At 66.0% G+C, this 23,357-nt stretch carries 1 protein-coding gene; it reads left to right on the top strand.

Annotated elements, in window-relative coordinates:
* The first annotated feature begins 277 nt into the window (after nt 1–277).
* Nucleotides 278–23,137, top strand: coding sequence for a WXG100-like domain-containing protein (locus NV1_RS29800; protein ID WP_067898823.1), 22,860 nt, complete (start codon nt 278–280; stop codon nt 23,135–23,137).
* Nucleotides 23,138–23,357: the final 220 nt, after the last annotated feature.

The raw sequence follows: 23,357 nt of genomic DNA, 5'->3' as shown, positions 1-23,357 counted from the left end.
TCACGCACTCGGATGCCCCGCATTCCCACCGAATTGCGGTACCGTTTACCGAGAGTCCATGTACGGATTCGGGCCGGTCAGGAGTACGCATCGTGGATGAGGGAGCAGGGTTCGACCCCACCGACTTACCCAGTTCGACGCGTGCGCGGCGGTGCTCGACCACCGAAGCGCGTCGAACCGAGTTTGCTGTTGCATCGCCCGCCGGGCTGCGCTCAGCACGGTGTTCGGCGCCTTTCGGGCGCTGAGACCATGTGGCGCGCACGAGGTCTGCTGAGCGATGAGTCTGGAAATCCCGCCCGGGTTGCAGTGGTTGTCGTACCTCGCCGGTTCGTCGTGGCCGAAGGGGGATGAGGACGCTCTCTTCGCGTTGAGCCACGACTGGACCGACGCGGCCGAGGCGTTGCACGGGATTTTGGCGCCTTTGCAGGCGGCGTGTGATACGGCGTCGGCGAATTACAGTGGTAGCGGCGCGGATCAGATGAAGTCGCAGTTCGATCAGTTCTTCTCCGGGGACAATTCGGTGGAGAAGATCGTCGAGGGGCTCGAGCAGCTGGCGGATTCGGTGTTCGACTGTGGGCAGCAGACCGAGTACGCGAAGCTCCAGATCATCATCACCCTGGCCGTGATGGCCGCCGAAATCGCTTATGCCCTGGCGACTTTGTGGGGAGCATGGGCGGTCTCGCTGATCGAGGCCGAAGGCGCGGGCATCATGCGGTTGATCGCCTCGCGACTGGCCACCGCACTGGCCGCGCGCGCCTCGCGACTGGCCGCGACGCCGTTGTGGAAGCTGACCGCGATCCAGGTGCTCAAACAGGGCGCGATCGGACTCGGCACCGACGCCCTCGCCCAGGGCATCGAACTGAGCCAGGGACACAGCAAGGGCTTCAACGTCAAACAGATGTTCATCACCGGCGCGGTGGGGGCGATCTCCGGTGGCGTGGCCACGCCGATCGGTCATTTCGGCGGTAAGTACCTGGGGAACATTGTTGCGAAGAACGGCGGAATGACCTGGTGGAAAGCAGGTTTGGTCGCCGTCGGCTCCGGCATCCCGGCAGGTGTGGTCGGCGCGGGTGCGGGCATCGTGGCCTACGGCGCGATGACCGGCAACTGGGAGTTCGACCCCGCCGCGCTGCTCGGCGGTGTCGGTGGTGGTCTCGTCGGTGGCGTCCACGGCGTGATGGGACACTTCCAAGGCAAATTCACCGCGGGCATGGGCGGATTCGAAGAGCTGCCGCCCTACACCTCGGAAGACAAACCACCTTCGTACAGCGACGGCAGCTCATCGTTGTCCGATACGAAATCCTGGGGATCGGACGTCAAGTCCGACAACCCCACCGCCTTCGATTCGACACCGGTCAACGGCAATTCGCAACGTCCAGCGGGCGGCAGCAACAACCCGCCGATAGTGAGCGAGACCTCGCGCAACGGCGGCAGCATTCCGGCGAACGGCGCCAACCGCAACGGCGGCAGTGTCGACGAAGGCACTCGAAACAGCAGCAATATCAACGGCAACCGTGGCAACGTCAACGCGAATTCGACGAACGGCAATTCCCACGAGACCGTCACATCCAACGGCGGCGACCGCAACGGTCCGGCCGCCGGATTCGACCAGACAAGCCGAAACATCAACGGCGACAGCAATACTCATTTGGCCGCGAACAGCAGAGCCGACCGGACGCCGCAGCGCGAGACGTCGATCGGAAACGGAACTTCCAACGGGCGGTCTTTCGAGGATGCGCCGGCTTCGCGGTGGTCCCCCATCCGAGAGTCCACCGGTTCGGAGGTCAACGGGAATTCCGACGCCATCACCACCAACGGCAGTCGGAACGGCTCCTCGCAGACCAACCCCTTCACACAGAGCTCCGACCGGTCCGCGAACCCGGCATCCACACAAAGTTCCCCGATTCGTTCGTCGGGGATCTCCCGCGACACCAGCTCGCCTGTGCGACAGGCGATGTCGTCCAACCTCGAAGGCGCATCGACAAGACCGGCCCAGCCGCCCCGCAGCTACTCCACGGCCACGAAGGTCGCGGACGGTTCCACCCAGACCAATCCGTTCCGCACCGGCACCCAGGACCAGCCACGCCCCACCGCCACGCTGGGCAACGGCAAGAATCCCTTCCGCACCACCGGCACCAAGCTCACCGCCAACGGCACCGACCAGCTCCGCGCCACCCCCAGCACCGAGCCCTCCCGCAACCCATTCGGCACCACTGTCGAGGACAACCCGGACCGCAACCGGTACCGCGCCACCGTCGAAGACGTTCCGGACGAGTCGGAGACGCCGCGCCCAGCACCCACGGATCCCCAGCGCCGCAACCCGTTCCGGACCACGGTGGAAGAAGTCCCCAACGAATCCGATACGCGGTTCAGCACTACCCAGGACACCCGCAACGGCAGCAGCTCATTGCGTCCCGCCGACCAGACGCAGAGCACCCCGCTCAGCAGAACCGGACCCGACAACCGGACTGGCAACACGAATCCGTTCCGGCCCGCTCAGCAGAGCAACGAGCGGAATCCCGGCGGCAGCAGCCCATTGCGTCGCGACGAGACCGAAACGCGCTCTCAGGCAATCAAATCCGGCGACGATCCGCTCTCGCGCATCAGCACTGAACGGCGCGATCCGACCGAGACCTCGACCGAGGACAGGGCCGAACGCCCGACCGTCACGGACCGATCCGGCGACCTCCCCGGTCCCACCCACGAGCACAGCCTCACCGACTACCTCACCGGTGCGCGTGTCGTCAACGACTGCAGCCGACAAGTGTTGCAGCGCTTGGCTTCCGACTTCCCGGGCAACCGCAGAATCCTGGCGCCCAAGGAGCCGGTGGGCCTGCGGGGCATGGACGCGCTCGAGTTCGAGATGCGCTCCACCGGAACACTGCAGAGTTTCCCCAACCACGAAGCGGTCGGCGAGGCGCTGCGCGAATTCGGTCCCGGGGCGAAGGCGGCGGTCATCGAAACCTACCGCGGCCCCGCCGATCAGCACGGCATCGGCGCGCACGCCGTGGTGATGACCGTCCGGAACAAGAACGACTGGGTCTGGGACCCGGCCACCAACCGCGAAACCCCGCTGATATTCCACGATCGCGGCGATGTCGCCGGCGTCACCGCGGTGCTCTACAGCGCCGACGGCAGTCCGACCCACGCTCCCGGCCGTGCTCTCGATGGCGCCCGCGCCACCGGCAACGTCCGCATCGGCTCGTCCACCGCGACCGAACCACACCTCACCGAGACTTCGTCACGTGATGAGCCCGCGCCGCCGGACGACATCCCCGCCGCCGCAACCGATCACGAGTTCGACGGCCCGCCCGGCAGGGGCTGGGACGAGGTCACCGAACTGGGATCCCAACCGCAGCAGCTGACCAAGGCCGCATTCGGCAAGAGCGCCTCGGGCACACACGACCTCGTGGCGTTCGGCGACGAGTCCGGCGCACGGTACATCTGGTCCCGCTCCGGCGGATTGACCGATGCCGAGGGGCGTGCGGTGCCGAGATCGACGACCCTGGATACGGTTCTGTCGGATTCGAGAATCACCGATATCCGCGTTCCCGGCAATTCCGACCACCCGGCGACGAGGCAGACCGGGCCGGAAGATCCCCAGTCACACAACGACTTTCCCGCCGAATCGACGACACCGAAGCACGACGCCGAGGTGTACCAGCGCCTCGTCGCCGCGCAGGAGCGTGCAGAGCAGCACCAGCAGCAGGTGAAGGAGGCCATCCAACGCTCCGGCAGCAGTGTCGAGGAGGCCCGGCGCGCACTCGCGGCGGCCGAGGCATCCCACGACGACGCACGCATTTCCGAGGCGCGGGCGGTCTACGAGCAGGCGGCCGAAGATCACCGGCAGACCGTCGAGACGGCCGTGGACAAACTCATGGCCGATGCCGATAAGGCGGGCACGGATGCCTGGAAAGCGTTCCAGGACGGGCATATCGGCCAGGACGACGCCTTCCCGCTGGTGCGCAGGCAACGGGTGTCGGCCGCGAAGGCGGCGGCCGAAGCGCTGCTGGAACATTACGACATCCAGGCCGGAAAGGACCGGTCGGGACCGCTGGGCAGGCTCAGCACCGAGGAGTTGGAGCAGCGAATTCTCACCGGTTCGGAAAAGGACTCCCGTGCGGCGCAGATCGAACTGTTCCGCCGCGGTACCGGTGGCGAGATCGGCGGTCCGGGCGGCAAGGTGCTGCGGTGGACGCAGCTCACCTCCGAAATTCTGATGCGTCACGGCCCGGTCGAAATGGACACCGGCGAGGGCAAGGAATTGACCGCCATTTCGCGGGCCACTCGCACCGTCCTGGACAAGGGCATCGCCCATGTGATGACGAGTAGCGATCCGCTCGTGGTGCATATGCAGCACGAATTCGAGAGTCTCGTCGCGGGCGACCACGGCCTGGGAATCGATGTGTACCACCTGGATTCGGATCAGCCGTTCCCGGAGCGGGTGGAGGGGCGCAAGCTTATCGTCCTGGGCACTGCCCAGGATTACGGCTTCCGCGCGGTCAAAGAGGCGCAGGCGGTGGTCGACAAACTGAAGGACAGCGGTATGTCGACCGAGGAACTGACGCAGCTGCGCGCGGACCTGGAGCAGGCGCCCTCGATGAAGGAGTACAAGCAAATTCTCGACGCCGCTGCCGAAAGCCGGGGCTTGCCCGACCGTTTCGAGCCGTTCCCCGGCGGCGATCTGATCATCGACGAGATCGACGCGCAGCTGATCGATGAGCAGACCCACTACGTGCTCTCGCCCGGAAAGTCCGGCCCCGCCGACGAGTCGTTCGCGAACCGCGTTCACGACATCTGGAACACGCTGCAGGAGGCCAAGGAACGTGGCGTACTCGGCCCGGCGGATTTCGGCAAGGATCCGGACAAGCGCGGAGTCTTCGATTCGAAGATGACCCGTTTCGGCCGGGCCAAGCTGGCGATCATGCTGCGCAATGGCCAGCGGGACATCAGCGACGCGGACGCCGAGGAGTTGGCGCATGCGGCACAGGCGGAATGGGGTCCCGAGCGGAATTCGGACTACCACGTCAGCGAGGACGGGAAGATCAAGATCATCTCCTCGCAGACCAACGACCAGGTCATGGACGATCCGGAGAAGCAGAGCTCGAGCCGGTGGAACGGGTTCGCCAAATATCTCGAGGCGAAGAACGGCCTGTCGATCACGGCGGATTCGGAGCATTCGCTGAGCATCACCGGAAAGCAGATCTTCAGCGGCGGTCATTTCGATCACATCACCGGAATGTCGGGCACCCTGCTCACGCCCACCGAGGGCAATCCGCGCGGCGTCGAGGACGTCATGCACGAGGAGTACGGCACCGGGCCGATCTCGAAGGTGGACAGATTCTTCAAATCGCAGCTGCAAACCCCGGACGCACGGCACTTCACCTCCGGTGCGGAGAAATTCCAGGCGATGGCGAACGATATCCTCGACACCGCGTTCGTGCGGAATACCGACACCGGGGAATGGGAGCAGAAGGGTTCGCCGCAGCTGGCCATCGCCATGGACAACGCGGATGTCGCTCGGCTGTCCGATGCGCTCGACCACGCCGCGTCCGAACGGGGACTCGAGGTGAAATACGACAAACTCGATGTCGCATGGGTCGATTCGCACGGGAGTAAGGACCGAGCGAACGACGAACTGCAGAAGGTCATCGCCAACGGCGGCGAGATGGGCCGAATCATCCTCGGCAACAAGATGATGGGCCGGGGCGTGGACATCACCCCGTCCAAGGATGCCATCGCGAACGGTGGCCTGAAGGTCAAAATCAGTGGCGGCCCGGCATATTCGGAACGCGTGAACCATCAGGCCGAGACCCGTGCCGCGCGCAGCGGTAACCCGAACGGAGACTGGGCGACCGGCGGAACTCCCGGTGAAGCCGTGCACTACATCTCGCCCGAGGATTACCGCAGCGCCGCGCCCAACGCCCGTGTCAAGACCTTCATCACGCGTTATCAGGAGGCGGCGAACGAATATCGAGAGGCCACGGCGGCACACCAGAACGGTGGGAACGAGCACACCGAGGCGAACCTGGAACAGACCAGGACCGCACTGGATTCGGCCGAGAAAGATCTGCGCGATCTCGCCACGCCCATGCAGAAGGCCGCCGTCGAACAGCAGCTGCTGAATTCGCGTCGCACGGATTCGGACCCCTCGCGCGCACCTCCGCTCGCGGACGGCACCGACTCGCAGAGCCCCGTCACTCCGCCACCCAGATCGACCGAAGGCACCAGCACATCTACCCGTCCGGCCCCGAATACCGACGGCAGCAACAATATGCACGCGGTACTCCCCCCGGATCGACTGCCGCACGGATCATCCGAACAACCGGGCGCATACCGCGCTCCCGGCTCACGTCCCTTCGCATTCCAGCCGCGGCAAGACTTCCCGACGATCGAAACCCTGCTGGGCGACCCGGAATTCGGGTCGACCACCTCCGATTCGGAACAGCCCGGCACCCCGCACTCGAACACCTCGCACAACCTCGGCGACGACGGTAACCGCACCAGCACGGCCACCCCGCCCCCCGGCTTCCGCCCGGAGGACCTGCCCGGACCGACCGTTTCCCGACCCGCCTCCTCGACTTACTTTCCATCGAATTCGCCTGCGGCCCAGCATAATGCCGGGTTCCCGCAGACCACACAGACCCAAGCGGGCCCCTCGGCGCCGGCGAGATACCAGTTCGGCACCCCGACGTTCGACGGTTCGGCCGCACCGGCGAAACTGCCGCCGCCGGACACACAGGAACAGCCGCGGACCGAACCGCCGCGCGAATTCCCCGCCTCCCTCGCCCCCTACGAACGTCAGCAACCCGCTCGGTCGAGATTCGGGCTCGGTCGGCTGTTCCAGGGATTCTCTCGCCGGATTCCGACCGCACTGGTCGACGGCCGCCGGACGAACGTGCAGGAAGAGCCCTGGCATCCGCCCGCCACCATGCGCAATCCGTATCTGCATCTGAGCGGCGATTCGAACGACCGGAGACTGGCGGTCCTTCCCGAACTCCGGACCCGGGCCCTGCCCGGCCATACGGTCGGCCGGTTCGGCGGCTGGCTGGCGATGCACTGGCTGCAGCACGATTCCAGCGGCGCCAACCAATTCGATTACACGACACTCACATCCACGCAGCGCCAGGACGCGATCAACGTGATCGCCGGTCTGCGCGCGAACAGCGACGAACGCACCCTCGCGCAGTGGCTCCGTTGGGCGGAGCTGAGTCTGGGCGACGACGCCCGGCACGAACTCCGCGATTCGGTCCAACTGCGGGATCTGCCGGCCGATACCCGCGTGTGGATGCTGAACCCGTACGAGTCCCGCGCGCTGGCCGTGCAACGCATCGGCGACAGCGACGAGTTCCGCGTGTACGACCCGCAAACCGGTCGGCAAGGGCAATCGCATGTCTCGGTGCTGGAAAATCTGATGCGGCAGCACGGCATCAGCGATCTGGTGATCGCCGGACCCGCCGACCGATCCGTGGCTCCCACCGAAGTTTCCGCGACTCAGGCCGTGACTTCCGCCCATGAGGTATTGCCGACCTATGGGAACGTGGGTGAAGGTCCGCCCGCCTACCCGGCACTGCCGGACTACACGGCTCCGGAGGACCTAGCGGCGGTATGGGGCGGGGCCAACTGCGCCGTCGTTGCGCTGGAACAGCTTTCCGCGTTCACCGGACGCCCGCGCCCCCAGGTGCCCGAATCACTCGCCGGTATCACCGGTATGCCCGCGAATGTTTTGTCGGACCGCGCCGGTGCGCCGCTGACCCGGTTCGACAACCACGACCACATCGCCACGCAGCTGACCCGAATCGGCCCGGGTGCGGTGGCCCTGGTGGTGGACGAGTACCGGGGGTACACCGACGCCAACGGCGTTGGCGCGCATGCGTATCTGTTGCGCGTCAACGATGACGGCAGTGTCGCGGTCCACGACGCGTCCGATCCCGATACCCGGTCGTTCCCGCCGCACGTGCCGCGGGAGCTGGCGGGTACGCACGCGGTGCTCTACTCCGCCGACGGCGTCCCGATGACCGTGGATCCCGCGATGTCGGATCAGCTGCCCGCGACGACCATGATCGGCGCACGGTCCACGGATGACTCGGAATCGAGTGACCCCCCGTCCGGCTCGAATCTGAGTAGAACGGTCTGGAATTTCGGCAAGCATTTCAAAGGCGCCGAGGATTTCGTTTACGTCGCGCCGATTCCGGAGAACACGATCAAGTGGCTTCGCCAACAGGCCATCCACATGGTGGAGACCGAAGCTGCCAAACAACCGGTCGCCACCGTGAGCAGCACCAAGCCAGCGGACACCGAAGGTACCGAACAACCGGCCGCCGCCGACAACAGCAAGAAGGCGGCGACCCCGACAGACGACAAGAAGACAGACGACAAGAAGCCGACGGACAGTGCGAAGCCGGCCTATACCGGTCCCGACGCCAAGCGAAAGACCGCACTGACCAAAGCGCTGGACGGCCCCGAGACCCCGAAGGACCCGTTCCACGCCGCCGTCAAACAGAAGCTGACCCCACGCCTGACCACGGCGGAGATGTACCGCCTGCTCAGCAAATCCGGTATGCCGCTGGCCGCGGAATACAAGGGCAACCCGTTCCCGGTATTCCTGCGCCTGAAATTGACGCCGCGCGAGAACTCGCGACCGAACAACGGGCCGCCGGTGAGCCTCCAGCGCTGGACCTACGGAAACGTCGACCTCGGTAGTTCCGCGAGCGAGCACAGCCAACGATCGTTCAGTTTCCCGTACACGCACCTGTTCGACGTGGAAAAAGGCAAGCTGGTCAACTGGGGTCTGACCCCGCAGATCAATTTCACGCACAATCAGCTGTCCTCCGCCATGGCCGTGATCGGATCGGTGCAGTCGGTCATCAAGAAGCGCAGCACGGACTCCGACGCGATACCACACGACTTCGATATGCACTGGGAGATGCGGTACAACCCCGAGGGGCTTGCCGGCGTGCTGTCACCGGATATCCGCGATCATGAAGACGACTGGGTGAAAATCGATCACGAAGCCGCCCCCGACCTCCTGACCGCCTGGTTCCCCAACCATCTGCACGACAACAAGATAAAAATTCCGGAGGCAGGTAAGGACGACAAGCACACCCCGCCTCCGTTCCATCGCGCCGCCGATTATTCGGAATCCGACGGCAAGACGAAGCCGTACATCTCCATCGAGCAGATGCCTTTCTACGGTGCGCTCGATTTTCCGGCTCACGACGAACTGTTCGCCGACGTGATGAAGGGGTTCCCCGACCAGATCAAGAATATTTCGAAGGCATCGGCGGTCCAGCTGCGGACATTCTTCGGCGACAACTTGCGCGGCAATATCCCCATGATGCACGGCGGATCTGTGCAATCACCGACGATGTACACCTCATCCGGTAAACCACTCGGATTCTTCGATGTGGAGATCGTCGATTTCCACGGCGGGGACACACTCACCGGCCCCGTCACCGCGGAAGGCAACTCACGGCTCGAATACAACGTGGTGCGCGGCCTGCGCACCCAGGCTCGATCCGCGATCTCCAACCGGCTCGGCGCGGCGATAGCGTTTTCCCTGGGTCTGGCGCAGGGAAAATCGGACAAGGCGACCGGCTATGCGACACGCGGCGGCAATATCACCCCCTTCAAGGGCGGGATCACGCATCAGAACAGCCATGCGCTGACCTACGGTGGCCGCGGCTACATATCCCGCGCGCTGCGCCTGGTCGCGCGCCTGCTGCACACCACACCCGAGATGGAAATCCGGGTCAAATTCGTCCGCCCCGACGGAGCGGCCATTCCGCCGAAGTCGGGCACGCCCCTGAACAACCCCGGAAAAACGACGTCCACGAAGGACGTCGTCTCGGCGGCAGACGCCACGAGTCCGGCAAAAGACGGCACGAACCCGGTCAAGGACACGACCGACACCACGCCGACCGCCGCCACCGGGAAGCGGTATCCGATCAACATGCTGGTGCCGTCGAAGGCTTCCCTCGGCCGCAAACCCCAGGCAGGTGAACAACGATTCCTCCCGCCGCACCTGCTGCATCTGCAAAATCTCGACCTGCTGACCACCCCGCTCCAGGTCGACATACCGGACAATATCCTCGACGGTGTCGAGAAATTCGTCTCCGATATGGATTTCCTCCCCTCGGCGAGCAAGGCGAACGACCTCCTCGACCTGAGTTCCACCGCGGAGGAACGCCTGGAGAACTCTCGCAAACTCTCGCAGATGAAAGCCCGGCTGACCAAGCTCGCGACGTTCGATGAAATGCTCCAGAACGGTTTCCGCACCGAATTCAACGGGACCACCGCCGCCGGTCTGGATCCCGCGCGCATCACCGTCACCATCAAGGCCGTCCGGGAGTACGACACCCCGGACGGCAAGTACGACCCGAAGGCCGATCCGAACCAGGGTGTCACCCACGACTGGCGGACACCCATCCTCCAGACGATGAACTACAGCGGCATCATCCTGTCCTCCGGTGAGGAATCCGAAAGTACCCCGCTCGCCGTGGATGCCGGCGCCAGCGCATCGTTCACCAATCCACTCAACATATTCGGCACCCAGCGGCTGTCGAGCCTCACCGCCTCCTACGACTTCTCCTACGGCAAGCCCAAGGGCAGCGGCGCCGCCCAGTACCACGCCGAGGAGAACTACACCTTCAGCCCGAAGAATTCCGGGGAGCAGGACTACGAAGGCAATGCCGGCCTCGAGATCTTCGGCGTGCGCACTCGCTATATCGCGGAGATCTCCTACAGCCACGGCCACGGGCCGGCTCCGATCGAAGGCAAGGGCAAGGTCAGCCTGGCCGTCCCGCACTACCTGACCACCGGAACACCGAACACCGACCCGGTGGCCCTACCGAGGATCCGCGCGGATCACGGCGCGAAGGACGCGCTCCCCGCCGATATCACCAAGGGACTCGGCCTGGCCTCGAAGAAATCCATCGAGGACGGCGTCGGCAGGATCCCGCTGTCCGCCGTCGTGGCCAACCACCCGGTCGGCGAGATACTCCACGAGGCAACCCGTGGTCTCATCGACGACATCGAACTCGAGGCGGCGGCCGAGGCCCGCGACTTCGACCCCAGCACACTGGATATACCTGGCAAATTCCCCGAGGACCGCGGCCCGATACTCCCGATCGCCGAACCACGCTCGCGGCGGACCGAAGATCCGTCCTCCTGGTGGAGCAACCATCGCGCGGGCTTCCACTCCTGGGTTCCGGACCTGAGCGGATGGCGGCCGAGCCTGGGTCCGTGGTTCCGCAAGCAGGATCACGAGCCGGAATCGATCGATCTCCCCGAGCACGGCACCACCTCGACCTCCCGCGCGGATGTTCCCGAGACGACCATCACCATCCCGAAGAAGGCCGTCACCACCGGTACCGAAGCCGAGGAGGCCCCGAAGCCCCTGAAGGAACTCGAGCCGCTCCCGAATCCACTCGAGCCGGGCGAGAAGAAGCCGAAGATCCCCGGCGACTGGCCCGACGAGAACGAGAAGGGCGACGACACCGGGACGACCACACCCGAGGACGGCGAGAGCTGGGGCCACTGGGCGTGGAGCAAGGCCACGGGCGTCGGAAAGTGGATTTGGCGCACCGCATTCGGCGATCCCGCCACCGACCCGGCGTCCCAGGCCAGCTCGGTCCTGCACGCCTCGATGTCCCCGCAGCACATGATCATGTACGCGCCGCTGATCTTCCGCGACTCGTACAAGTTCGAGACCGAGATCCCCGGCAAGGTGACGGGCACCGATTACAGCGTCGACATCCGCGGCTTCTTCGACAACATCAGGGCGCTGGAACCGACCGCGGTCGACACCGAGCACTGGTTGGAGGCCAACAACGCGACGACCCGGACCACAGGCGTGAACAGCGGCCACAAGGGAGCGTTCATCGTCGGCGGAACCTACGGCGAGGAATCCGATCACAGCTTGCGGCCCAGCGGCGGGTGGCAGGGCAGCAACTCCACCAACACCCATGTCACCAAGGGTGATGCCACCGACACCATGCGCGTGACCTCCGACTACGGCGGCAAGGTGTACCGGTTCGTCGCGGACGGCCACTATGCCGTCACTGTCAAGGCGGGCTGGCGCAACTTCCTGTCCGGCCTCGCGCACGGCAAGCCATACGGCACCCGCACCCGTATCGTCGACGCCCCCAACCGGCTCGAGTTCTTCCTGACCGACAACGACCTGCACGACTATCCCGAATACAAGGCTCTGCTCGTGAAGACGGCCGGAGAGCAGGGTTGGAAGCTCGACATCATCCCGGAGGGGCAGGAGAAGCAGTCCGTCACCGTGCCCCAGGACGACGGCACCGAGAAAAAGGTCGACAAATACGTACCGGTCGAGCCCCGCCTGTTGTCGGACGCCTACGTCGGAAAGCGCCCCGACGCTCCCGACACGGCCAAGGCCCTGCCCGCCTTCGGCGGCGCGACCGAGGTCATCTTCGACGATGGTCGCGGAGCGCTCGAGAACGCCGCCACGACTCTGCTGGAGAAGATCTCCCCCGGTGCGACCGTCGTCGGCCACAACAACTACCACCCCGGCGTCGCACCGCTGATCAACGCGCACACCACCAGCTACGGCGTGCGCAACCTCGCCAATGCCGGATCCGAGGGCAAACACTCGTTCCATTTCGTCGACCGGTCCGGCGGCATCCCGCGCATGGTCGGCGTCACGTTCACCCAACGCCCCCAATCGGACAAGGACATGCCGGACGGCCGAACCCTGGCCACCATCGAGGGCAAGATGGTCCCCCGGACCGCCGCCCTGGACAACGTCCACCGGCACATCCGCGCCGACGGCAACGCCCTGGTGGAGCCCGGCGCGACCAACGTCGGCAGCAGCCACAGTCAGAGCAACCAGCTCAGTGTCGGCATCGGCGGGCAGAGCAATCAGCAGCGTCCCGGGGCGACGCTCGCGATCCAGCGCACGGGCACGCACAGCGAGGTACAGAACTCGACCCGCGACCTGAGCGCATGGCAGCGCAGCGCCGCGCGGCAGTACGAGTTCAAGATCCCCACCGAATGGACCGTCACGGTCGACTGGCGGACGATGGACGAGACGTTGTCGGGGTACCTGTACGACAAGCTCGGCGACTTCCTCGTCACGGGCGGCACCGCGATCGCCGAGGGACAGGCGCTCATCACGACCGGCGAGTGGCGGGGCGTCGCGGAGGGCCTGGATCCCGACGAGATTCCGACACCGAGTCAGTCCGAATCCGACTCCGTCAAGGCCACCACCTTCATGCGCGTGCACGAGGGTGACACGAAGCCGAAGCCGAAGCCGATAGCGAAGGACGGCGAGACACCCGCGGCCGAGGTCGCGCGCACCGAGCCGCAGGTGTTCGGATTCGATCCGACCAAGAGCAAGCTCGAACCGGCCAAGGCCATCGGGACTCCCGAGACCGTCGACCTCGAGGCGGCCACCGCCGTCAAGCCGGCCGAGAAGGTGCCCGACAACGTGCGCGAGCTGCTGTCCGTGCCCTCTTGGAAGCCCGAGCTGGCATTCGACATCCGTGAGTTCGACGCGTCACAGCAGTTCGCCGAGGCGCTGTTGCGCGTCGACCCGTCGCTGCGCACCAACGACAACACCCGGGTCGCCGAGGGCATGTACAACCGCCTGGTCACGCTGGTCGCGAAGGGTGACTTCGTCCAGCTGGGACCGCAGTCCACCGCGCCGTTCCTGAATGTCGAGCAGACCGGCACCGTGCCGACCCCGCAGCAGCATGCGACGGGTGTCAAGATCGGCGACACCGTCGTCAAGATGAGCCTGTACTCGCCGCGCGAGGAGGACGGCAACGACCAGATCGCGTTCGACGTCTTCGAATTCTCCGTCGACAATATGGGGTCCTCGTCGAGCAGAAACACCAGCACCGCACTGAGTTTCGGCTACAGCGGGGCCAAGCAGACCAACGACCGCGGCGGACCCAGCAGCATCCCGCTCGGCGGCGACGTCTCGGGTAAGGGCGGCACCGTCGCGATCGGCAGCGTGTTGCGAAACCTGTTCCGTACCAACGTGAAAGGCGGAAAGCCGGAAGGCAAGCGACTGCGTTCGGTGGCCGTGGTCGAGGTCATCGGACCCAAGGGGACGCTCTGGGTCACCGGTGATCTCATCCTGCGTTCCAACGAGAAGCCGCCGGACAGCGCGAACCTTCCGAAATTCATTGCGCCCAAGGATGATTCGGCTCCATTCGTCCCGCCGAAGGAGAGCAAGCCGAAGGCCGACGAGACGGACGAGACCGATCCCGCGAAGAAGGCGGCAGACGACAAAGCCGCCGCGGACAAGGCAGCCGCGGAAAAGAAGGCGGCAGAGGACAAGGCCGCGGCGGAAAAGAAAACCGCAGAAGACAAAGCCGCAGCGGAAAAGAAAGCCGCGGCAGACAAGGCCGCAGCAGACAAGGCCGCAGCAGACAAGGCCGCAGCAGACAAGGCCGCAGCAGAGAAGGCCGAGGCAGAAAAGAAGGCCGAGGAAGAAGCCGAGGCGAAGGCCAACAAGGACGCCGAAGCGAAGAAGGCCGCGACCGAGAAGAAGTCCGAGCCCAAGAAGAAGCAGTCGGACAGCGACACCGAGGGCGAGGGCAGCACGACCAAGGACCCCGACAAGACGGAAGACGACGCCGCTACCGAGAAGGCCGAGGCCGAGGCGGCAGCGAAGAAACTCGCAGCCGAAAAAGCCGAGGCCGAGGCCGAGGAACTCGCAGCCGAGAAACTCGCAGCTGAGAAGGCCGAGGCCGAGAAGGCCGCGAACGGACCGGATACGAAGTCTTCGAACGCGACCACCCCGAAAACCGAGAAGTTCGATCCGACCGGTGCCGAGAAACTCGATCCTGACGAGATCAAGGCGCAGGCCGCGGCGGCCGACAAGCTCGCTGCCGAACTGAAGGCGGCCAAGGCCGGGACCGAGGCGGAGGCGAGTGCCGAGTCGTCCAAGCCGAAGACCAAGTCCAAAGGATTCATCTCGACCCTGTTCGGCGGCAGCAGTGTGTCGCCGACGGTCGGACGCAAGACGGGCCCCCGATCGCACGTCGTGGACGGGATCGCGGCACCGCGGGGATATGTGTGGGAATCGATGCCGCCGGACGGCGACTGCTTCTTCCACGCCCTCGAACGCATCATGTACAGCACTCCGTACACCTCGGCGGCCGAACTCGACCGCCGGATCCGCGAGCTGCGCCTCATGACCGCCGCCGAACTGGTCGGGCCCAGGATGAACGAGTACCTGCTGGCCTTCACGACCATCAGGAACGCGGACCGGAACCTCGGCAGACAACTCACCGCCGCCGAGGAGCAGAACCCGATCTCGGCCGCGGACCAGATCGCCCACTTCGCGGAATACATCCGTCAGGTCAGACAGCTGACACAGCGCGGCGTCTGGCGAACCGACGTCTTCCATGTGGTCCCCCAGGCCGCCGCAGCCGCACTCGCCCGCCTCAGCAACAACAGCCGCAACGTGCGCGTATACGGCCAGGACATGCGGAGGGGACAGACCTTCGGCCCGAATGCCACGGCACCGGCCGATGCCGCGACCCTGGTCGCCTTCAACCACTACCACCTCGCCGTGCCGACCGGCGATCACGCCCCCACGCTCGCCCTGCCGACCAGGCCCTGGGACGATTTCGCGAGCCTGCTCACCTTCGAATTCGACGAATACAACCCGCAGGACAACACCCAGACCGCACCCGGTCCGGGCCGGATCACGATATTCGGCGACGCCGAGGCCGCCCGCTACCTCTGGTTCCCGTCGGCCGGTTCCAAGCCCGGCGAAATGCTCGACGCCAACAGCCAACCCGTGGATCTCACCTTCGACGAGGCGATCGCCGACCCCGCCGTCACCGTCGTGCGCACACCCGCCGTGGCGGAGGAAGCCACCGGGCCGGACCTGAAGCAGACCGACCCGGAGCTCGCCGCCGCCATCGACGAATCGGTGGCCGAGTTCCACGCGGCCGCCGCCAAGGCCAAGGTCGAGGCCGAGGAGAAGGACCCCGACCTCGCCGCTGCCATCGCCCTGTCGCTGGAGGGGCTCGAAAAGCCCGGCACCATCAGCCAGAGCACCCAGTCCGTGGCCGAAGCAGCCACCGCCGCAACCGAATTCGAGGAAGGCAGCACCGAGCCGACGGCGACGGCCGTCTTCGACAGCGGGCTCGACAAGAGTTTCGACAAGGGGCTCTACGACGCGGAGGGCAAACTCATCCTTCCGCCCGCATCGCCCACGGGTACGATCATCCACGATCCCTCGGCCGAGGACAGCAAAGCGGCCCTGTCCGAGGGCGAATCGATGGGCGACACAACACCATCCGTCGCGAAGAAGCTCGACCCGGACATCCCCTTCGGCCCGCTTCCCTCGTCGCTCGAACCGGTTTCGACGCAGCAGAAGACGTCATCGATCAAACCCGTCGAACACTACGACGACTCCTCGGACGATGGGCATCTCTCGCCCAAGACCACGAACTTCGAACAGCTCGACTCGGACGAGGAGTTCGGTCCCCTCGACACCGAGCTGGGCGATCATTCCTTCACTCTGCACCCGCCCGAATCCCTCACGCAGACCGGCATCCGACCGATACCACAGCTCGACGAGTCGCACCCGGCGATCACCTCGGACGGCAAGCCGCTCGAGTCCGCCGAACTCGTCGAGGAGACGATCACTGACGCAGAGCCGATCGAAGTCGCCGAATCCACTCTGCCGCAGAAGAAGACAGACCTTGCCCACGACGACGCCTCGGAAGACGAACCTCTCCGGCCGAAGACGAGCACACCACCAGCATCGGAAAGCAGCGATTCCGCTCGGCCGCAGCGTGAGCTCGCCCAGCCGACGGAAGTAGAGCCCGACCTGACCGCCGACTCGTCGAAGCAACAGCACGACGAGAAAGCCACGACCCTCGAGACCCCGCCACTGGAGCAACAGCGCGACGACCAGCAAGTGGGAGCCCCGCTCTCCGCGGCCGGCATCGCGAAACTGTCTTCTGCGGCGGTCGAATTCGACGAGCACAGCGCGGTGGACCTCACGCTCGACGAGAGTTCCGAAGCAATCGGTCAGTACTTCCCCGCCGAATCCTTCGACCAGCGAATTGTTCCGCAGGGCAACACCGCGGCTCGCCCGACCGGACTCGACGAGTCCACCCGGGAAGAACCGATTCGCGAAGTGGTGGAAGAGGATTCGACGGACGACATGTCGAATCAGCAGCACGACGAAGAGCACAGCGGCACGATTCCCCCGAGGATCCGCATCATGCGGTCCACCGAGACGATGCGGTACGCACCCCTGGGCGAAGGGACGCAAGAGGATCCGGCCCTGGTCGGCGACGATCACGAGGGACATGAATCGGAGCCCGATCACGAGGGCGACGACGCCGAAATGCCCGCGGTCATCGGCTCGATGATCCGCCCGCCCAGACTGAGCGACATCCAATTCGAACTCCGCACGGACGACGAGGAATCGGACGACTTCTTCCAACCCGATGATCAGGAACCCCGAACCCCCGCGCACGAAACGGCATTCGAACCGACCACACCCCAGCTCCGTTCGAGCTCTCTGCCACGCGAGGGCGCCGCGGTCTCCGAGGCACGGGCCCGACAGCCGGTCGACCGGACGGGCCTGGAAAGACCGGACGAACCCGGGGAGCAGGAGTCCGAATACGAGGACGACGCGACACCGCAGGCATCCCTGCTGAACACGGACGGTGTGATCTCCGAAGCCGCGCCGCTCATGAGCCCGACCATCCACCCGACGGGCCGTCCGTTCAGACTGACCGATATCCGCGCCGCGATCCGCATCCACGACGACGAGGACGAATCGGTACACGGCACCGACAACACGAACCTGCCGCCGCACACCGAATCGATCACCGCCACGGACTCTTCGGAGACCTCGCCGCTCGAGATCCGGCCCGAGGACCGAACCAACGCCTCGGATCGACGCGATCAGCCATCGCAATCACGACCCTTCAGGCCGGACCGGACCGTACGCTGGTGGGACGACGATTCCGAAGATGCTGTCACGCAACGACCTTCCTTCCGTCCGGTCCAGCACGAAGCATTCCGGGACACCGGGCAAAGCCGATTCCCGCTGGTCCCCCCGCGCAGGACGTTCCGGGATCCCGACACGGGACAACGCGTCTTCCCGCTGGTCCCCCCAAGGGAGTTCGCGGATTCGGCAACGAGGCCCTTCCCCTCGCTGTCCGGCGAACAGCCGCAGGGCGTCGATCCACGCTTGAACATCACAACCACGAGGCGTGGGCCCGCGCGTTCTCTGGAAAATATTTCGCCGCAAGAGACTTCCGATCTCACCACTCCCCAGGACAGCACGTCTTCGAAGAAGGTGACCACCGCCGAGGAGATCACACCGCTCGAAGGCGTCACCTCCCCCGAGGACCTCACGCCGCCCGAGGACGTCACCAAGAAGGTCGATCCGGCCGAGGCGATCACCTCGGCCGAAGACCCCCCACTGCCCAAGTCGGTCGAGGAATCCACCGAAGACGCCCCGTCATCGCAGGGCCGCACGATCCCCCTGTCCGACGGTAGCGCCCCGACACGCATCGGCGACACGCCCACAACCGCCCGAGAGGGCCGTAACCCCTGGAACCGGCTGCGGCGCTGGGCTTCCCGAATCGGCACCCCATCGGATCGGACGACCAATGCCGCGACGCCCCTTCCGACCGCGGACACTCCGCGCCGCCACTTCCGCGACCTGTTCCGCCGTCCCCTGGACCGATTGCGCCGCGAGACGACCACGCCCACCCCGGTCCCGAGCTCGAGGACCGCCCGTGGCGACGGCGCCACCGCCCACACGATGGTGACGAACCGCCGAACCACGACATTGCGCGACTCGCTGACGAATACGGACTGCGTCGTGGGAACCCTCACTGCCCTCCGAAATACTCCGAGTGGCAACAGAATTCGCATACCGCAGGGCTCCACTCCGCTGCCCGGCCGGACGCGGCGGGACCTCGAATGGGGCGCACGCGGCAGACTGCGCGGATTCCCCGACCAGAGCGCGATCGTCCGGAACCTCCAGATCCACGGCCCCGGCGCACATGCCATCGTCGTCGCCGAGCACGCCACACCCATGACAAACGGCATCGGCGCACATGCCTACCTGATGTTCAACGACCGCGGCCTCGTCCGTGTCCACGACGTCGCCGACCCCACCCACACGCTGCCCGGGCAACACCACCCGGCCGCCGTGCACGCCATTCTGTACACCCCCGAGGGGAATACGGTCCGCCCGCTGCTCCCACGCGGCGCAACGGTCCCCCGATTCCCGTCCGACATCCGCATCGGCGCACCCGAGTACCGGTCGGGCGGCAACCGAACCTCGTCCACCGTCCCCGACCGGACCGGTAGCTCATCGGTAAATCCACACGGCGACACGGCATCCAGCCAGGCCGGTCACCGAAATACCGGTCCGGGGATCGACGGCACCGCTCGCACCAACGACACGGCACCGGGCTCCGTACGCAGACGCGGATTGCAACGACTCCAGGGCTTCGTATCCCGCCTGCGTGGCCGGAACGCGGCCGTCGCGTCGTCCTCGACACCGTCGACATCCTCTGCAGCACGGGATAACAGAACCCGGCCTGCTGCGGAATCACCCTTCCGCAGCATCCGCACCTTGTTCGGACGCAACCGCGTATCGGGCGTCGGCACATCGGACATCACCGTCACCGGGACCGCACAGCGCTTCGGCGACACCACCGTTCCGGGCGACGGAGCCACCTCGCGCACAACACAACTCACCAGCCCTGCGCCGACCTCACTCGATCGACTGAACCCGGGACAGCGTTCGGCGATCCTCGCCCACACCGGCAAACCCGCTGTGGTGGACGAGTTCCTGGCCGATCCGGACGGTTTCGTACGCGACTGGGACGCCGCGGAGGGGGCGCCGACGGGCATCGAAATCCTCTGGCCGGGCCAGCGGCCGCCCGCGTTCGACGACCTACGCCCGCAACTCGAGGAGATGCAGCGAATTCCGGAGGAGGACCTCGAGTACGCCAAGCTGGAAATGATCGATCGGCTGCACGAACTCCTGGCCGCCGACGATCCGCGCCGCGAGTGGCAGAACGTGGCGGACGACTTCGATCGCTACCACGAATTCAACGACCACTTCGGCGCAAACCTGAACGCGCCGTTCAGCATCGACGAACTCCGCAAGCAGATCCGGCTACTGGACGAGGCCACATCCGCACAGCTGCCGATCACCACACCGATGCGCCTGGTGAGCGACGACCGCACGCTCGCCGATCTGCTATCGACGAGCGGCGTGGATTCGGAAGTCCTGCACCGCACCTTCACCGCCGCCGCGGAAACGTCGTCGAGTCCGCTGGTCGAGCTGACCGTGCCGCCCGGCGCGCGCGGTGTTCTGTCCGGCGATCCCGCGCAGCCGCAGCTGCTGCTTCCTCGCGACACCGTATTCCGCTTCACCGGCCTCTCCGACAGTGGCCGCATCACGGCCGAGGTCGTCCCACCCGCGCCCGGCAGCACCGGCACGGGGTACCTGCCGACCGGCGAACCCCGTCGCTCGTCGATCGATTCGTTTGATTCGCAAGATAATTCGCGCCCGGATTCGGGGCGTGTCGTCGGCGGCGTGCGCTACTTCGCCGACGACGCCGCCCGCCAGACTTTCGCGCACAACGTCCTGCGCACCTGGGACGAGCTCTCCGCGGAGGTACGACACGCCCTGCGCCGGTACGAAGAGGGCGCTCTTATCAATATCGCGATGCGCCGGGGCACAGCGTCCGGCATCGACCAGTGGGTCGCCCATCTGGTCGAGAGTGCCGATCTGTGGCAGGCCCGCGAGGACGAACTCCACCGCGCAGGAGTGTCCCCCTGGGGGCCGGACGAGGAGCAACTGGCGGTGCCGAGCACCCTCCTGGATGCCCGCCCGGCGGCGCGCTGGGAGCAGATCCGGTCCGACGCCCGGATGTACGAGCTGGTCCGCGACCATTTCGGCTCCCGGGATGCCTCCGCGCCACTCGACGCCGCCACGCTGCACGACCACATGCGAGTGCTCGACGAGGCGACCGGCGCACCGCTGCGGCTGGACGGCACGGTCCACGTCACCCGCAGTCTCGCCACGATCGATTTCCTGACCGCCGCGGACGGGCAGCCGCTCGGCGATCGCAACCCCGACCTTCTGATCGGCGCCGTCCAGCAGGAGCCCGGCTACCTGTCCACCTCGTTCGCATCCCGCGTCCTGCACATGCCCGACAAGATGAAATACCGTGTCGCACTGGCTGTTCCGCCGGGCGCACGCGGGGTTTACATCGGCAGCGATGCCCGCGACCCCTACAAACTCGAACTCATCCTGCCGCGCGACACCCGTTACCGGATCACCCGTGTCGAACGCCCCAATCGCGGCCTGCCCGTCCTGCACGCCGAACTGCTACTGCCGCCACAACCCGGCCGCACGTCCGGCCGCGAGCCGGAACCGGGCCCGTCCGCACATGACCAGGACGGCCGCACGCCCAGCGACCCGAAAGGCAAGGGGCGCAGCGAGGCAGAGGTGCTGCCCGTCGGTCCTTCCGGGCCCGGCACGGCTTCGTCGCATGCTCCGCGGGCCGCCGGGATCTTCGAACCCGCTGCCGGGGACACCTACCTCGGCGACAACTTGCGGCAGCAATTGCAAATCGAGCTCGACGGCGAAACCCACATCACGCGGCCACAACTGGACCGCCCCGACCCGGGCCCACAGCAACTGCACAGCGACCAGCAGCTACCGCAGCTGACCCTCACCCAGCGCGAGCAACTGCTGCCGATGCCCGCGGTTCCGACCAGGATCGCCCGCCCCGCCGGTGACACCGACATCCTCACTCTCGTCGACAACAACGGCCGCGTCGAACGACTGGCGGCAGTCGGCGCGAAAGTACCGGCACGACTCGTCCAACAGCCCGGCCTGCCCGCTCACTATCAGTTCAGCGGAGCCGACGGACAAGTGCACAACGTCCTGCGAGATCTGGCGCAGAACTTCACCTTCGAGCAGACCTCGGGCACGGACACCGGGACACTGAGCTGGAATGTGGCGGGCGGAGGCATTCGATTCCTCGCCTTCGACCAACACGGCCAGTGGCAACCGGCGCATATGCCGTACGACGCCCCACTCGTGGCACGGGACGGCCACGAGCCCTGGCGATGGGTGAAATACGCCGGGAACTTCCCGTGGATTCGCGTCAACACCTCCGGCGGTGCGCTCCCGGCGCTGCCCGAGATACGCGGACGACACAACGACCCGCTCTTCGGGCCGAGCGGACTACCCGCACCCGAGGAGGTACGCCAAGGCTCGGCCGGGGACTGCTCACTGCTGGCCGATCTGAGATCCCTCGCCCAATACGATCCCCACGCGATCGCCGAGATACTGCACGACCACGGCGACGGCACCGTCAGCGTCCGCTTCCTCGCCGAACAGCCGGACGGTTCCGAAGCTCTCGAATGGGTACGGGTCGAGAAGACGATCTATGTCGTCCCGGGCACCGAGACCGGTTACTTCGTCCGTCACGAGCCCGGAGAACCCCTCTGGGCCACCATGATCGAAAAGGCGTTCGCGCACCGGTTCGGCAACGGCGACGGGTACCGAGCGATCGAAGGACTACCGATGACCACCGCGGCCGCGCGCCTCGGCAAGGGCTTCCACCGGGCCGAAGGCGACTGGTTCGCACAACCCGTCGCCCGGTTCAGGAATGTGGACATCCTGCATCCACTCCGGTTCGACATCGACACACTGCACGAGCTGGTGAGCGACTACATACGCTCGGACACGGCGAACGACCGGCCCCCCCCCCCGCAGCCGATCCGGAATTCTCCCGCCGGCTCGCCGAAACCTTTCAGGACGAGCAAGTCGGGCAATTGGCGCTGTTCAATTCCACGCGGGCGCGACTGGCCATGCGCCACCACAACGACCCGGACGCCTTCGCCGTCGCCTGGCAGGAGTTCTTGCGCACGCAGAACTCCATGCCTTCCGACGATTTCCGCGCGTATCTGGATCAGCTCCATCCGCAGCAGTGGGAACGCGAAAAGCAAGCTCTCACAGACTATTTCAGCGAGATATACGACAGGCGGACGCAGGACCGCGTGCTGTCGAGCAGGTCCGCGACCGTGGCCCGGGCGATCGGCAGCCGAATCGAATGGGCGCTGCGCCGCGGGACGACGGTAACCGTCGGAACCGATACCTTCGGAGGCTCGGGCGCGGTACCGGGCCTGACCCAGAATCACGTCTACACCGTCCTGGCGATCGAACACGAGGACACCGGCACCCCGGTGCGTCTCCTGCTGGACGACCCGTACGGCGACCACGGCCAGTTCCCCGTCCCGGGTGCTGGTATCGAGTATCGACTCGACCCCCGCGGAAGCGACCACATCGGCGAACCGAGCAC

The organism is Nocardia vaccinii NBRC 15922, assembly GCF_001613305.1.
Classification (GTDB): domain Bacteria; phylum Actinomycetota; class Actinomycetes; order Mycobacteriales; family Mycobacteriaceae; genus Nocardia; species Nocardia vaccinii.
Note: the sequence above shows the minus strand (reverse complement) of the source record. Positions and strands in the feature narration are given on the sequence as shown.